Below are 15187 nucleotides of genomic sequence, written 5' to 3'. Positions count from 1 at the left end.
AGCCCTTTACCGCATATTAACCAGGCGAAAACTGAATGAGACGTTCCCTTCTAGCTGTAGCTGTTGGCCTCGCGATCGGTACCACCGGTACCCAGTCGGCGATGGCAGATGAATTCACGGTCGCGGATATCGAAGTGGAAGGCCTTCAGAGGGTCTCGGCAGGTTCTGTGTTTGCCGCTTTCCCGGTCAACATCGGTGAACAGATTGATGAGGCGGAACTGGCGGACGCGATCAAGGAACTGTTTCGAAGTGGCATGTTTACCGATGTGCAGGCCAGTCGCGACGGCGGCGTGCTGATTCTGACGGTAAAGGAAAGGCCTTCCATTTCCTCTATTGAGATCGACGGTAACGAGAATATCGAAACCGAGATGCTGATGGATGCGCTGGCCGGTGCCGGCCTGGAAGAGGGTCAGGTATTCCAGCGCGCCACTCTGGAGCGTCTGGAGCTTGAGATCCTTCGCTCCTATATTGGCCAGGGCCGTTACAATGCCCGGGTGAAGGCCACGGCGGAAGAGCTGCCGCAAAACCGCGTTGCCATCCGTCTGGACATCAACGAAGGGTCCGTTGCCGCTATTCAGCATATCAACATTGTCGGCAATGAGGATTTCAGCGACGACGAGTTGATCGAACTCTTTGAACTGCGTACCAGCAGTTGGTGGAACTCACTGACCAACAAAGACAAGTACGCGCGGGAAAAACTGAGCGGGGATCTGGAAACCCTGCGTTCCTTCTATCTGGACCGGGGCTATCTGGATTTCAGCGTGGCCTCCAGTCAGGTCTCCATTTCACCGGACAAACAGCAGGTGTTTATTGCCGTTTCCCTGGAAGAGGGAGAGCAATACACGGTCTCTGATATCCGCCTGCGGGGTGACCTGATTGTCGAGGAAGAGGAGCTGCGTGAGCTGATAACCCTGAAAGAAGGCGATGTTTTCTCCCGCTCCAAGGCCACCAATATTGCCGAATCCCTGTCGTACCGCCTGGGACGGGAAGGCTATGCGTTTGCCAATGTGAATGCCGTACCCGAGCCGGACGGCGACAACACTGCGGCCGTCACCTTCTATGTCGAGCCGGGCAAGCGGGCGTATGTTCGCCGTATCAACTTTGAAGGCAACGTGTCCACCAAGGATGAAGTGCTGCGCCAGGAAATGACTCAGATGGAAGGCGGCGTGGCCTCCACTGATCGTATTGAATTCTCCAAGACCCGCCTTGATCGGCTGGGCTTCTTCCAGACCGTGGATGTGGACACCGTGCCGGTGCCCGGTACCGATGATCTGGTGGATGTGAATTACAGTGTCACGGAGCAGCCGACCGGCAGCCTGTCGGCATCCGTTGGTTTCTCACAGAGTTCCGGTGTGATCCTCGGCGCCTCCGTTTCTGAAAACAACTTCTTCGGAACCGGCAAGCGCGCCTCGTTTGGCGTAAACGTCAGTGAATCGGTAAAGAGCGCCAATATTTCCTATTCCGACCCGTATTACACGGTGGATGGCGTGAGCCGGGGCTTCAGCGTGTTTGGCCGGGAAACCGATTATGATGAAGAGGATATTTCGTCCTATCTGCTGGATGAATACGGCGCGCGGCTAACGTTCGGGTATCCGACAGATTCCATTACCCGGTTGAATTTCGGGGTCGGGCTGACGCAGTCAAATGTCAAGGATGGTCGCTACACGTCGACGGAAGTTCTCGACTTTATGGATGATGAAGGCGACTCCTTCCTCAATTACTTTGTGTTTGGCAGTTGGCGACGCAGCACCCTGAACCGGGGTGTGTTGCCAACGGATGGTTACAGCCACTCCCTGTCTCTGGATGTGGCGGTGCCGGGTAGTGATCTGACCTTCTACAAGGCCAGCTACAAGACCAACTACTACTTCCCGTTGACTGAGAGCAATCGGTGGGTGATACGTGCCCGGGGTGAAATTGGTTACGGCGACGGTTACGGTGACCGGGAGCAGATGCCTTTCTTCGAGCACTACTATGCCGGTGGCTTTGGCTCTGTTCGTGGGTATGAGGCCAACTCGCTGGGTAACACCGTTGTCAGCCCCTACGATAATGACGAAGATCCGTTCGGTGGTAACCTGCTGACCGAGGCCGGCCTGGAGCTGATTGTCCCCACACCGTTTGCCGGCGATACCCGGTCCATGCGTACTTCGCTGTTTGTCGATGCCGGCCAGGTGTTTGATGATTCCCGGGGCTATGATCCGGAACTTGGCGAACTGCGCGCCTCTGCCGGCGTCAGCTTCCAGTGGATTACCGCCGTGGGTCCGCTGGCTTTCAGTCTGGCGCAGCCTCTGAATGACCAGTCCGGTGACGATACCCAGGTATTCCAGTTCTCGCTGGGCCAGAGCTTCTGATAACGTCGGCAAAATAAGAAAGCACAACCGTAAGGAGATTGATCATGAACCGTTTATTCACGATGATTGGCGCCACCCTGTTGATGGCCTTTTCTTTGCAGGCCGTTGCGGAAACGCGCATCGGTGTGGTGGATCTTCGCCAGGCACTGTTTTCCTCGGACGATGCCCGAGCTTTCTCCGAACAACTGGAACGGGATTTCGGTGACGAGGAAAACCGGGTGCGCCAGGCCCAGCAGGAAGCGCAAAAGCTGCAGGAGCGCCTTGAGAAGGATGGCGCCATGATGAACGAAAGTGAACGCAAGGAATTGTCCGGTCAGTTTCAGCGCAAGGTTCAGGAATTCAACCAGCTCAAGCAACGTCTGGATGCCACCGTCAACCAGCGCAAGCAACAGTTTGTGGAAAATGCCCGCCCGGAAGTGGACGCTGCCGTGCAGGAATTGCTGGAAGAGAATGACCTGGACCTGATTCTGCCGAGCGAAGCCGTGGTGTACGCCAAGCCGGACATGAACCTGACCGAAGCGCTTCTGGACAAGCTGAACCAGTGATTAACGAGGGGCTCCCCGGCCCCGGTATCCGGAGAAATCGATGACACAGACGTCCTATCGGCTACAGGATATTGCCGATGCCTTGGGAGCCAGCCTCCGGGGAGATCCCGACACTGTCATTACCGGACTGGCCACGCTCCAGGCCGCCGGCCCGGGCCAGATCAGTTTCCTGGCCAACCCAGCCTACGCAAAACACCTGGAGAGCACCCGCGCTTCGGCGGTGATCGTGGCGCCGGAGGTTGCTGATGATTCTCCGACCAATGTCCTGTTACTGGACAACCCCTACATGGGGTATGCTCGGATCAGTCACTGGTTCGATCCCGCACCCGTGGCGCCAGCCGGTATCCACCCCAGCGCGGTCGTGGATGATTCCGCCAGAATTGATGAAACCGCCAGTATCGGCCCTCACGTTGTGATCGAGGCCGATGTCGTTGTTGGAGCGCATGTGGTGATTGGTGCTGGTAGCGTGATTGGCGCCCGCACCACCATTGGTGAACACTCGGTTATACGTCCCCGGGTAACCCTGGCCCACGATATTCGTGTTGGCCGGCGTTGCCATATTCTCAGTGGTGCCGTGATTGGCTCCGACGGCTTTGGTTTTGCCAACGAAAATGGCAGTTGGCACCGCATCGCTCAACTGGGTGGCGTTGAGCTGGGCGACGATGTGGAGGTGGGAGCCAACACCACCATTGATCGTGGTGCGCTGGACAATACCGTCATCGGTAACGGCGTGAAACTGGATAACCTGATCCAGATTGCCCACAACGTGCAGATTGGCGAGCACAGCGCGATGGCAGCCATGGTGGGCATTGCCGGCAGTACCCGCATTGGCAGGCACTGTGTATTCGGCGGCGCCTCCGGCGTGGCCGGGCACCTGAATATTGCTGATCAGGTGCATTTGACAGGAATGACACTGGTTACCGGTGATATTCGTGAACCGGGAGTGTATTCTTCCGGCACCAGTGCGGATACCAACCGGAATTGGCGCAGGAACGCCGTGCGTTTCCGGCAACTGGATGCTCTGGCACGGCGTGTGCGAGAACTTGAAAAGAAATCAAAGGGCTGAGGCCAAAGAACATGATGCATATCGATGAAATTCTGGAATATCTGCCACACCGTTACCCGTTCTTGCTGGTGGATCGGGTAACTGAAGTCGAGAGCGGTGTCTCGGCCAAGGGTTACAAGAATATCTCGTTCAACGAGCCGTTCTTTACCGGGCATTTCCCCAATAACCCGATTATGCCGGGCGTTCTGATTATCGAAGCCATGGCGCAGCTTTCCGGAGTTCTCGGTTTTGTCACCGTTGGCCGCAAGCCTGCAGACGGTTTGATCCAGTACCTGGCCGGCTCCAGTAAAGTCCGCTTCAAGCGCCCGGTGTTCCCGGGTGATCGTCTGGATATGGAATCAGAGTTTGTGTCTGCCAAGCGTGGAATCTGGCGCTTTAATTGCCGGGCGCTGGTGGATGGTGAAGTGGTGTGCGTGGCCGAAATTCTGACCGCTGAGAGAGAAGTTTGATGGCAGCAACCGACTGGTCGGGTATTCATCCTCAGGCGATTGTCGATCCGTCCGCGAAGCTGGCGGAGAACGTGACCGTGGGCCCGTGGAGTTATATCGGCCCCGGGGTTGAGATTGGTGAAGGCACTGAAATCCTGTCCCACGTTGTTGTCAAAGGGCCGACGGTGATCGGCCGGAATAACCGCATTTTTCAGTTCTCCAGTATTGGCGAGGAGTGCCAGGACAAGAAATACGCCGGCGAGCCCACCACGCTGGTGATCGGTGACGACAACGTGATCCGGGAAAACTGCACCATTCACCGGGGCACTATCCAGGACCGCGGCGAAACCCGCATTGGCAACGGTAACCTGCTGATGGCCTATGTCCATGTGGCCCATGACTGCGTGGTGGGCAACGAGACCATCCTGGCCAACTGTGCCACGCTGGCAGGCCATGTCACCGTGGGCGACCACGCCATTCTTGGTGGTGGCACCATGGTGCACCAGTTCTGCCACATTGGCCCGCATAGCATGGCGGCCGGCGGCAGTATCGTGCTCAAGGATATTCCCGCTTACGTGATGGCCAGCGGTCAGTCAGCCGAGCCCCATGGCATGAACGTAGAAGGTCTGAAACGCCGGGGCTTCTCCAAGGAAGTGCTGATGGCGCTGCGCCGGGCCTACAAGGTGATTTACCGCCAGGGTCTGACCACCGAACAGGCGTTGGCGGAACTGCGCAGCCAATTCGCCGATGTGCCGGAAGTGCAGCCGCTGATTGATTCGTTGCAGGGCACCGACCGCGGCATTATCCGTTGATCGTCGGGGCAGTGCGTTGAGCTTACCCTCTCTTACTTCCATCAACACCACCCGCAGACCCGCCAATGCGCCGCTGATCGGGATTGTCGCCGGAGAAGCTTCCGGCGATATCCTTGGGGCCGGCCTGATTCGCTCCTTGCGTAAACGCTACCCCGGTGCCCGTTTTGTCGGCATTGGTGGTGACGAGATGATTGCCGAAGGCTTCCAGTCCCTGGTGCCAATGGAGCGTTTGTCGGTGATGGGGCTGGTGGAAGTGCTGGGGCGCATTCGCGAACTGTTTGCCATTCGCGCCCGCCTGCTCGATTATTTCTTCTCCAATCGCCCGGATGTGGTGATTGGTATCGACTCCCCGGATTTTACCCTGACCGTTGAACGCCGTTGCCGAGAGGCGGGCATTCCCTCTGTCCATTATGTCAGCCCCTCGGTCTGGGCCTGGCGGCAGAAGCGGATCTTCAAGATTGCCAAATCAGTGGATCTTATGCTGACGCTGTTCCCGTTTGAAGCGCGCTTCTATGAAGAACACGGGGTGCCGGTGGCGTTTGTGGGGCACCCCCTGGCCGATCGTATTGCCATGCATACCGATACCGCCGGCGCGCGTGAGTCGCTGGCTCTTGACGCGGACAAACCGGTGTTGGCCATCCTTCCCGGTAGCCGGGGAGGGGAAGTGGAGCGGCTGGGCACCCTGTTCCTGGAAGCTGCCCGCTGGTTACAGGAACGCCGCCCGGATATTCAACTGGTGATTCCCTGTGTGAACCGGGACCGGCAAAAACAGATCCAGGCGCTGGTGGAATCGCTGGCGGTGAAACTGCCGGTCACACTGGTGCAGGGGCGTTCCCGGGAAGTGATGGCGGCCAGCGACGTGGTATTGCTGGCCTCGGGCACCGCCACCCTGGAGGCCATGTTGCTGAAAAAGCCCATGGTGGTGGGGTACCGGTTGAGCAACCTCAGTTACAAACTGCTCTCGAAACTGGTGAAGGTGCCCTGGGTGGCGTTGCCCAACCTGTTGGCAAAACAGCCACTGGTACCCGAGTTGTTGCAGGACGATGCCACTGCGGATGCCCTGGGCGAGGCCGTTCTTGAGCGACTGGAAAACGAACAGGAAAGAACCCGCCTGCAGACCGCCTTCACCGAACTCCACGAAAGCCTGCGCCAGGGCGCGGATGAAAAAGCCGCCGAGGCCATTTCCGGTTTGTTGGAGAGGTCGCGCTGATGGCTGCCCAACCCCTGCCACCTTTTGAATGCCACTACACTGGCTGGCGTCTGGCCGGTGTGGACGAAGTCGGGCGTGGGCCGTTGATTGGCGCCGTAGTTACGGCGGCGGTGATTCTGGATCCGGAACAACCGATTGCCGGGCTGGCGGATTCGAAAAAACTGACCGAGAAAAAACGCCTGGCACTGTACGATGAGATTATTGAAAAGGCCGCCTGCTGGAGCCTGGGGCGTTGCGAAGCCCATGAAATTGATCAACTGAACATCTACCAGGCCACCATGGTGGCGATGCAGCGGGCAGTGGATGGCCTGGCCATCAAGCCCGAATATGTGTTGGTGGATGGTAACCGTTGCCCGAAATGGCACTGGCCTTCGGAGCCAGTGGTGAAGGGGGACAGCCGTGTCGCGGCCATCAGTGCGGCGTCGATACTGGCAAAAGTCACCCGGGACAGGGAAATGGTGGCGCTTGACGCGCAATACCCAGGTTTTGGCCTGGCAGGCCATAAGGGCTATCCTACGCCAGTACACCTCGAAGCGCTGAACCGGCTGGGCGTAACGCCCGAGCATCGGCGTTCGTTCCGGCCAGTGAACGAGGCCCTGGAGAACGTTGGCATGTTCCAGCTTCCGGAGGCGGATTTTCCCGAAGATCTGTTCGAGGGTGTCGACTAACGCAGCGCAACCGATAAGGGAGGCAGTGTTCATGACAACCGATAAACGGCGACGCCATTCGGCCCCGGTGGTCGATGGCATCAACAAATCCGCCAGTCGCGCCATGCTCCGCGCGGTGGGGTTTCAGGATGAAGACTTCCGCAAGCCCCAGATTGGTATTGCCTCCACCTGGAGCAACCTCACCCCGTGCAATATGCACATCGATGGCCTGGCCCGCCATGCTTCCAGTGGGGCCGACCGGGCCGGTGGCAAGAGCCTGATTTTCAACACCATCACCATTTCAGACGGCATCGCCAATGGCACCGAGGGCATGAAATATTCCCTGGTGTCCCGGGAGGTGATTGCCGATTCCATTGAAACCGTGGCCGGCTGCGAGGGCTTTGACGGCCTGGTGGCCATCGGTGGCTGTGACAAAAATATGCCCGGATGCATGATGGGTCTGGCACGGCTGGACCGCCCATCGGTATTTGTTTACGGCGGCACCATCCAGCCGGGTGAGAACCATACGGACATCATCTCTGTGTTCGAGGCGGTGGGCGCCCACGCCCGGGGCAATATGGATCTGATCGACGTCAAACAGATCGAGGAAACGGCCATTCCGGGGCCGGGTTCCTGCGGCGGTATGTATACGGCCAACACCATGGCTTCCGCCATTGAGGCCATGGGCATGAGTTTGCCGGGCAGCTCCGCGCAGAACGCGGTGTCGCAAACCAAGGTGGCGGACTGTGAGGCGGCCGGTGAGGCGGTTCTCAAACTGCTGGAGCATGACATCAAGCCCTCCGACATCATGACCCGCCAGGCGTTCGAGAATGCCATAACCGTGGTGATCGCGCTGGGTGGTTCCACCAACGCGGTGCTGCACTTGCTGGCGATGGCCAACACCATGGGCGTGGAGCTTTCGCTGGATGACTTTGTGCGTATCGGCAAACAGGTGCCGGTGCTGGCCGACCTGCGACCCTCGGGGCATTACATGATGTCGGAGCTGGTGGCCATTGGCGGCATTCAGCCCTTGATGAAAATGTTGCTCGAGCGTGGGCTATTGCACGGCGATTGCCTGACCGTTACCGGGCGCACATTGGCGGACAATCTGGCGGATGTTGAACCCTATCCGGAAGACCAGCAGATCATTCACGCCTTTGAAAACCCCATAAAACCGGATAGCCATTTGCGGATTCTATACGGCAACCTGGCCCCGGAGGGTTCGGTGGCCAAGATTACCGGCAAGGAAGGCACGCACTTTTCTGGTCGGGCCCGGGTGTTTCATTCCGAGGAAGAGGCCCAGGCGCGTATTCTGGACAACACGGTGGTGGCCGGTGATGTGCTGGTGATTCGTTACGAGGGGCCAAAGGGCGGCCCGGGCATGCGGGAAATGCTCAGCCCCACCTCTGCGATTATGGGCAAGGGGTTGGGCAATGACGTTGCCTTGATCACCGACGGCCGGTTCTCCGGTGGCAGCCATGGCTTTGTGGTGGGGCACATTACCCCGGAAGCCGCGGTGGGTGGTCCGATCGCACTGGTTGAGGAGGGTGACACCATTACCATCGATGCCGTGAACAATACCATCTCTCTGGATGTGTCCGAGCAGGAAATGGAGCGTCGGCAGAAGGCCTGGCAGGCGCCGTCGCCCCGCGTAACCCGGGGCGTGCTGGCCAAGTACGCCAGGACGGTCAGCTCCGCCTCAACCGGCGCGGTGACGGACCTGCCCTGACCCGTCAGTTTTTACCCACATCCATCGGTGGGCCGACCTGGTCCACGTACTCGCCATAGCCTTCCTCCTCCAGGTCTTCCTTGGGGATGAAGCGCATGGCGGCGGAGTTCATGCAGTAGCGCAGCCCGGTTGGGTCCGGGCCGTCGGTGAATACATGACCCAGATGGGAGTCAGCCACCGCACTGCGGATTTCCGTACGCACCCCGAACCAGCTCCGGTCTTCCTTTTCCACCACCGCATCTGAGTGGATGGGCCGGACAAAGCTGGGCCATCCGGTGCCTGAGTCGTACTTGTCGCTGGAAGAGAACAGCGGCTCTCCGGAAACGATGTCCACGTAAAGACCGGCCCGTTTTTCCTGATCGTAAGGGTTGTCGAAGGCTCTCTCCGTGCCGTCTTCCTGGGTGACCTTGTATTGCAGCGGGGTCAGTCGCTCTTTCAATTCTTCGTCCGAGGGCATCTGGAAACGGCTGGCGTCAAAGCCTTTGGCGCTGTGCCTGTCAGCAGCAGGGGGCTGCGCCTCGTCGGCATCGCCGGATGTCTCCGGGCGGAACTGGCTGTAATCGATTTCCTGATCGTCGCCCCAGACCTTTTCGATGAACTGGTACCGGCCGGAGTTGTAGGTGTATACCTTATAGCGGACCGGATTTTCCTTGTAATAGTTCTGATGGTAGGCCTCGGCCTCGTAAAAGCTCTCAAAGGGCACAATCTCGATCACCACCGGGTCGTCATAACGCCCCGATTCTGCCAGGGCCTGCTTTGACGCCCGGGCCAGCTGTTTCTGTTCGTTGTCGTGATAGAAGATCGCCGGACGATACTGTTTGCCCCGGTCGACAAACTGGCCGTTGGCGTCGGTCGGGTCCATCATGCGCCACAGGCCCTGCAACAGGCCTTCGTAGGTGATTTTATCCGGATCATAGTAAACCTGTACGGCTTCTGTGTGTCCGGTCTGGCCACGGGAAACCTGTTCGTAGGTGGGGTCCTTTTCAGTGCCACCGCTGTAGCCGGACACGGCTTCCACCACGCCCGGGATTTTTTCAAATCCCGCTTCCACGCACCAGAAGCAGCCTCCGGCAAAGGTTGCGACTTCCAGGGATGGGGCATCGGGAGCGAAAGAGCTGTCAGCGGATTCTGCATTGGTGGTGCCCGCCTGACAGCCGGTCAGAATGGCAAGGCCTGCGACCAGTAGCAGCTTTAGGCGAAGGGAGGAAAAGTTCATAGACACGTCTTGAATCCTCTGGATCGTGCAAAGGCGGTTAACTGCTTTGACCCACGCAACGGGAGATAATTCCCCGTGGGCCCAAAGCAGTTGGTTTATTGCCCAGAGTGCTCTCGGCCTCGCTCATGGCATCCGCGCCATGATGGGCTTCATCCTGGCCTTTGAGCATGGCTTTGGCAACTTCGCCCGTGCCTGACTGAAAGCGGTCGACGATATCACCAATCTTGCCGATGGATTCCTGAGTCCGGCGGGCCAGTCCGTGAACCTCGTCGGCGACTACCGCAAATCCGCGCCCGGCTTCGCCGGCGCGTGCCGCCTCAATAGCGGCGTTCAGGGCCAGCAGGTTGGTCTGGTCTGCAATATCGGTGATGACCGACAGCACGGTGCCTACTTCTTTGCTCTCTTCCTGCAGCCATGTGGTGAGTTGTTGCAATTCGCCCATGCGACCGGAAAGTGCCTGAACCATCGCGGCGGCATCGGACAGCGTTTTCTGGCCGGATCCTGCCCGGTCATCGGCTCGCGCGGAGGCTTCCGCTGTCTCACTGGTGTTGCGGGCGACTTCCTGGACCGTGGCGCTCATCTCATTAACCGCTGTGGCCACCTGGTCAGTGTCGGACTGTTGCTGTTCCACGCCCTGTTGGGCCTGCCCGATCACGTCAGCGGCGCGGGTTGTGCTGTCATCGATTTGTTTTGCCACATCCCGTACGCCGGCCTCTTCGCTGCCATTGAGCAACCATTGGTGGGCGCGCTCCCACTGTTCAATGGTTTGTTGTGCCTGGGTGCGATCTTCCACACCAGCGGCGACCATTTGTACTTCCTTGGCAACCCGCTGGCTGAGCATGCGCTGAGCGCCGGCCACATTCAGCGATTTCGCTTCGCCTGCATCGGTGCTGAAGTACAGAAAGGAGGCCGAACCCAGGGCGCACAGAAAAATCAGCGTGTAGGACAACAGGAACTGTTGAGCTGCCTCAAATCTCTGTCGTGTAACAGGGCGGGTTCAGGTGGGACTTTATTCTGCACAAACAAAAAAAGGCCAGCAAAAGCTGGCCTTTTTCGTTCAATTGGTAGCGGGGGCTGGATTCGAACCAACGACCTTCGGGTTATGAGCCCGACGAGCTACCAGACTGCTCCACCCCGCATCAAAACTGGTTGTTAACCGGTGTCCCCCGATCAACGTGGTGCGAATAGTACAGATGGGAGTAGGGCGTGTCAAGTGTTTCCTCCTTTCCAGAGCAGCTGAACGGTCAATCACCGGTAAGTAACTCGCTCAGCCGGCGGGGCCTTCTACCGCCGGCGCTGCGTCAGCTCCCTGGATTAGGTACCCCAAAGGAGGAATTCCGGCGCTGTCAGGCACTGGCGTACACTGAATTCCATCTGAAATATTCAAATGAGGATTTCCCATGGGTATCGGCGGTATCAGCATCTGGCAGCTTCTGATCGTTCTCACCATTGTCATCCTGTTGTTCGGAACCAAGAAACTGCGGGGTATCGGCACGGATCTGGGTGGTGCCATCCGCGGTTTCAAGAAGTCCATGAATGAGGACGGGAGCACATCCGGCGACCCGGAAGCTCTGGAATTCCGGGACGCTCAGACGGCAGATGCCGAGCAGACGTTCCGGGAAAAGCAAGGCTAAGTGCCGCCTGAATGTTCGATATCGGCTTTCTGGAACTGCTGATCAGCGGTGTGATTGCGCTGATGGTGTTGGGGCCCGAGCGACTACCAACGGCAGCTCGTGCTGCCGGGCGCTGGGTTGGCGGGGCACGTCGAATGGTTGGCGAGTTCACCTCCGAGCTGGACCGTCAGCTCAAGGCCGAGGAGCTGCATGAACAGCTCCGCAAGGCCGGTGATGTCGGCCTTGAAGATGTGCAGAAAACCGTCCGGGGCGCGCTGGATGAAGCCAAACAGTACGAACAGATGATCGTATCCGATAAGGGCCCCGACCAGGCGAGCAACACACCGGCCGCCGACAATCGCCTGGACAGCAACTCCCGGGCAATCTCCTAACCACCAGAGTTTTCATTCGACCACACCCATGACCGCCCACACTAATGTCCAACAATCGCCTCCCGAACAGCGGGAAATGCCTCTGATCGAGCACCTGCTGGAGTTGCGCAGTCGGCTACTGAAAGTGGTGGTGGCCGTGGCTATCTGTTTTGCGGCGATCTATCCGTTTGCCAACGAGCTTTATCTGTTGCTGTCGGAGCCGTTGCGAGAATTGCTGCCGGTTGGCCAGACCATGATCGCCACCGACATTACCTCGCCGTTTTTCGCGCCCCTGAAGCTGGCCCTGGTGCTGTCAGTGTTCGCCGCCATTCCCTATGTGCTGTTCCAGATATGGAGCTTCATTGCGCCGGGTCTTTATGTCCATGAGAAGCGTCTGGCGTTCCCACTGTTGTTCACTTCGGTCATTCTTTTCTATGCCGGAGCGCTGTTTGCCTACTTTGTCGTTTTTCCGCTGGTGTTCGGGTTCTTCACAGCGATCGGGCCGGAGGGCATTGTCGAATTGCCCGACATCAACAGCTATCTGAACTTCGTGCTCAAGATGTTCTTCGCCTTCGGCATTGCCTTTGAAATCCCCATCGCCACCGTACTTCTCATACTCTCGGGTGCTACCACGCCACAGGATCTGGCGGCCAAGCGTCCGTATGTCGTGGTGGCCTGTTTCGTGATTGGCATGATGCTGACCCCGCCAGACATCATCTCCCAGACCCTGTTGGCTGTTCCCATGTGGATTTTGTTTGAGTTCGGCATCGTATTCGGCCGCCTGGCATACCGGGAGGCGGATGCGGTCAGTGAAGAGCGACAGCAAGGAGAATAAGGCCGGCACTGATTCTTGACGGATTGAGCTGAATCAATTCCCTGCAGGTTGCCCGGATTCTACCTCCATAGAGGGAGCGATTTTCCCGATGCGGCGTTTTAGTATTTTTTAACAGACATTTTTTATGAATGAATTCGAAAAGAGGCATTTGAATTGAAGTTAACGCGGATTGGATTGGATGCAATGCAATATTACGCTGGGGAGGTCGTGTGACGCTGGTTGTCAGGATTTTGCTGTTATGTCTCCTGATGGGTGGTTTTTCCGCCACGGCACTGCAGGCGGCGCCTGTTTCCGGCTATGAGCCGGTGGCCGGTCGTCAGGTTATTGAAAAGACCTTCCCGGAAGTAACCCGTTACCAGCCGCTGGAAGAAAACCGGGCCATCCAGGCCCTCTATGCCGGTGAAAAGCTTAAAGGCTATGTCTACCAGAGCCTGGACTTTGTTCAGACGCCAGCCTATTCCGGCAAGCCGGTCAATGCGGTTGTGGTCCTTGATCCGGAGGGAAAAATCCGCGCTGCCCGGGTTATAGAACATCACGAACCCATCCTGCTCGTCGGTATTCCTGAGCGCAAACTGCACGAATTCACCGATCAGTACGTTGGCCTGAAAGCCGACCAGAAAGTCACTGTTGGTGGCACGTCGAATGAGCGGAAGGTCGCTGTTGATGGTGTCTCCGGAGCCACGGTGACCGTCATGGTGATCAACGAAGTACTGATGCGCACGGCACACAGGGTGGGCGTGGAACTTGGCGTGATTGAAGGTGGTGCGTCCAGCCGGCCACCGATGGCGCAGATCCGGAGCGACGGGTTTCAGCCCCGAACCTGGGAGGAATTGACCGGAAACGGCGCGGTACGACGGCTTCGCCTTACCCGGGGCCAGGTGGACGATGCGTTTTTGGGCACGCCCGCTGAAGGCATTGACGAGGCCTCACAGGCAGAACGGGAAGACACCCTGATAGACCTGTATGCCACCTACCTGGATGTCCCGACAATCGGCCGTAATTTGCTGGGGGAAAACCAGTACCGCCGGTTGAAAGCGGAACTGAAACCCGGGGAGCACGCTATTGCCGTCATGGCCAACGGGGATTATTCGTTCAAGGGGTCGGGGTACGTCCGCGGCGGCATTTTTGATCGCATCCAGATCCGTCAGTTCGGTGACACCTTCAACTTCCGGGACCTGGATTACTATCGCCTGAGCGATGTTTATGCCGAGGGTATGCCGGATTTCAATGAAATGGCGATCTTTATCATCCGGCAACAGTACAACTTTGATCCCGGTACGCCCTGGACCCTGGAGCTCACGGTAAAGCGCCAGACAGGCCCGTTGGACAGCGAGTTCCAGGTGTTTCCCCTGGAGTACCAGTTGCCGGATACCTACTACACTCGCCCCGAACCGGTGGTCACCGAGGAAGAGTGGCTGGAATCCCAGCCGATGTGGGTGCAGGTCTGGTATCAGAAACAGTTCCAGATCACGGTGCTGGGAGTTGGAATTGCCGTTCTGCTGTTCATCCTGTTTTTCCAGGACTGGCTGGTGAGAAAGCCCCGGATGATGCGCTGGATCCGGCACGGGTTTCTGGTTTACACCCTGGTCTTTATTGGCTGGTATGCCCTCGGGCAGTTATCCATTGTCAATGTACTGACATTCGTCAACAGCCTGATCAGTGGTTTCAGCTGGGAGACCTTCCTGATCGATCCGATCATCTTTGTCCTCTGGGCGGTGGTCGCGGGCATCGTGCTGCTTTGGGGCCGGGCGGTTTACTGCGGCTGGTTGTGCCCCTTCGGCGCGCTGCAGGAATTGCTCAACGAGATTGCCCGGAAGCTGAAGATTCCCCAGTACACCGTACCTTTTGCCTGGCACGAGCGGCTCTGGGCCATCAAGTACATCATTCTGCTGGTGTTGTTCGGGGTCTCTCTTGAGGCCATGGGTACCGCAGAGCAGATGGCCGAAGTGGAGCCTTTCAAAACGGCCATTACCCTGCATTTCGCCCGCAGCTGGCCCTTTGTTCTCTATGCCGTGGCTCTTCTGGTGGTCAACCTGTTCACCCGCAAGGTCTACTGCCGTTACCTCTGCCCTCTGGGCGCGGCACTGGCACTGCCAACCAAGCTCCGGGTGTTCGACTGGCTCAAGCGGCGCAAGGAATGCGGTAATCCCTGTCGGCTCTGTGACAAGGAGTGTGAGGTCCAGGCCATTCACCCCGATGGCCGCATCAACTACATGGAATGCCACTACTGCCTGGATTGTCAGATGACCTATTTCGATGACCACAAGTGTCCGCCGCTGATCGTCAAGCGGCGTGGCAAGCGCCGTGGTCACAACGCCCCCGGGCACCCGGAGCAGATTCCGGTAGCCCAAGTGGAGTAAGCAGCAG

13 protein-coding genes, 1 tRNA gene and 1 pseudogene are annotated in these 15187 nt (G+C 58.2%); 12 read left to right on the top strand and 3 right to left on the bottom strand.

Annotation, left to right across the window (positions count from 1 at the left end; all coding sequences use genetic code 11):
- Positions 1–35 precede the first annotated feature (35 nt).
- From bamA to ilvD, 8 genes are read left to right on the top strand one after another with little or no spacing between them, the layout of a single operon-like run.
- On the top strand, positions 36–2348 hold the full coding sequence (bamA, locus tag BMZ63_RS00475; RefSeq protein ID WP_091700288.1) for an outer membrane protein assembly factor BamA: 2313 nt from the start codon (positions 36–38) through the stop codon (positions 2346–2348).
- Positions 2349–2392: 44 nt separating this feature from the next.
- A complete protein-coding gene (locus BMZ63_RS00470; RefSeq protein WP_091700286.1) occupies positions 2393–2893 on the top strand; it encodes an OmpH/Skp family outer membrane protein in 501 nt (166 codons plus the stop codon).
- Between the two features lie 40 nt (positions 2894–2933).
- The gene (lpxD, locus tag BMZ63_RS00465) at positions 2934–3959 is read left to right on the top strand and encodes a UDP-3-O-(3-hydroxymyristoyl)glucosamine N-acyltransferase (protein WP_091700284.1); all 1026 of its coding nucleotides are present in this window, start codon (positions 2934–2936) and stop codon (positions 3957–3959) included.
- An 11-nt stretch (positions 3960–3970) separates the two neighbouring features.
- Positions 3971–4408, top strand: a complete 438-nt coding sequence (gene fabZ / locus BMZ63_RS00460; RefSeq protein WP_091700282.1) for a 3-hydroxyacyl-ACP dehydratase FabZ — start codon at positions 3971–3973, stop codon at positions 4406–4408.
- Positions 4408–5199 (top strand): acyl-ACP--UDP-N-acetylglucosamine O-acyltransferase, encoded by a 792-nt coding sequence (lpxA, locus tag BMZ63_RS00455; protein ID WP_091700280.1) that lies wholly within the window; start codon positions 4408–4410, stop codon positions 5197–5199. Before fabZ ends, lpxA begins: the two co-directional genes overlap by 1 nt.
- Before the next feature lie 40 nt (positions 5200–5239).
- Positions 5240–6409 carry a lipid-A-disaccharide synthase gene (gene lpxB, locus BMZ63_RS00450; protein ID WP_091700914.1) on the top strand — a complete coding sequence of 390 codons (1170 nt, stop codon included), beginning with the start codon at positions 5240–5242 and terminating at the stop codon, positions 6407–6409.
- Positions 6409–7077, top strand: coding sequence for a ribonuclease HII (gene rnhB, locus BMZ63_RS00445; protein ID WP_091700278.1), 669 nt, complete (start codon positions 6409–6411; stop codon positions 7075–7077). The genes lpxB and rnhB overlap by 1 nt, the downstream gene beginning before the upstream one ends.
- Positions 7078–7108: 31 nt before the next feature.
- Positions 7109–8785, top strand: coding sequence for a dihydroxy-acid dehydratase (gene ilvD / locus BMZ63_RS00440; RefSeq protein WP_091700276.1), 1677 nt, complete (start codon positions 7109–7111; stop codon positions 8783–8785).
- 4 nt (positions 8786–8789) lie between these two features.
- On the opposite strand, the gene msrB is transcribed toward ilvD, so the two are convergent.
- The 3 genes from msrB to BMZ63_RS00425 all read right to left on the bottom strand — a co-directional run bounded on the left by msrB (position 8790) and on the right by BMZ63_RS00425 (position 11140).
- Positions 8790–10001, bottom strand: a complete 1212-nt coding sequence (gene msrB / locus BMZ63_RS00435) for a peptide-methionine (R)-S-oxide reductase MsrB (RefSeq protein ID WP_091700274.1) — start codon at positions 9999–10001, stop codon at positions 8790–8792.
- A gap of 37 nt (positions 10002–10038) precedes the next feature.
- Positions 10039–10950, bottom strand: coding sequence for a methyl-accepting chemotaxis protein (locus BMZ63_RS00430; RefSeq protein ID WP_091700272.1), 912 nt, complete (start codon positions 10948–10950; stop codon positions 10039–10041).
- Between the two features lie 113 nt (positions 10951–11063).
- Positions 11064–11140, bottom strand: a tRNA-Met gene (locus BMZ63_RS00425).
- Between the two features lie 261 nt (positions 11141–11401).
- On the opposite strand from BMZ63_RS00425, the gene tatA reads away from it, so the two are divergent.
- The 4 genes and pseudogenes from tatA (at position 11402) to nosR (ending at position 15180) form a co-directional block, all read left to right on the top strand.
- Positions 11402–11635, top strand: a complete 234-nt coding sequence (tatA, locus tag BMZ63_RS00420) for a twin-arginine translocase TatA/TatE family subunit (RefSeq protein WP_091700270.1) — start codon at positions 11402–11404, stop codon at positions 11633–11635.
- 11 nt (positions 11636–11646) lie between these two features.
- Positions 11647–11923: pseudogene (gene tatB / locus BMZ63_RS00415) on the top strand (Sec-independent protein translocase protein TatB); the annotation flags it as partial.
- A gap of 111 nt (positions 11924–12034) precedes the next feature.
- The gene (tatC, locus tag BMZ63_RS00410; protein WP_091700266.1) at positions 12035–12820 is read left to right on the top strand and encodes a twin-arginine translocase subunit TatC; all 786 of its coding nucleotides are present in this window, start codon (positions 12035–12037) and stop codon (positions 12818–12820) included.
- A gap of 248 nt (positions 12821–13068) precedes the next feature.
- The gene (gene nosR, locus BMZ63_RS00405) at positions 13069–15180 is read left to right on the top strand and encodes a transcriptional regulator NosR (RefSeq protein ID WP_091700264.1); all 2112 of its coding nucleotides are present in this window, start codon (positions 13069–13071) and stop codon (positions 15178–15180) included.
- The last annotated feature ends 7 nt before the right edge of the window (positions 15181–15187 follow it).

Source organism: Marinobacter persicus (genome assembly GCF_900114155.1).
Lineage (GTDB): Bacteria > Pseudomonadota > Gammaproteobacteria > Pseudomonadales > Oleiphilaceae > Marinobacter > Marinobacter persicus.
Note: the sequence above shows the minus strand (reverse complement) of the source record. Positions and strands in the feature narration are given on the sequence as shown.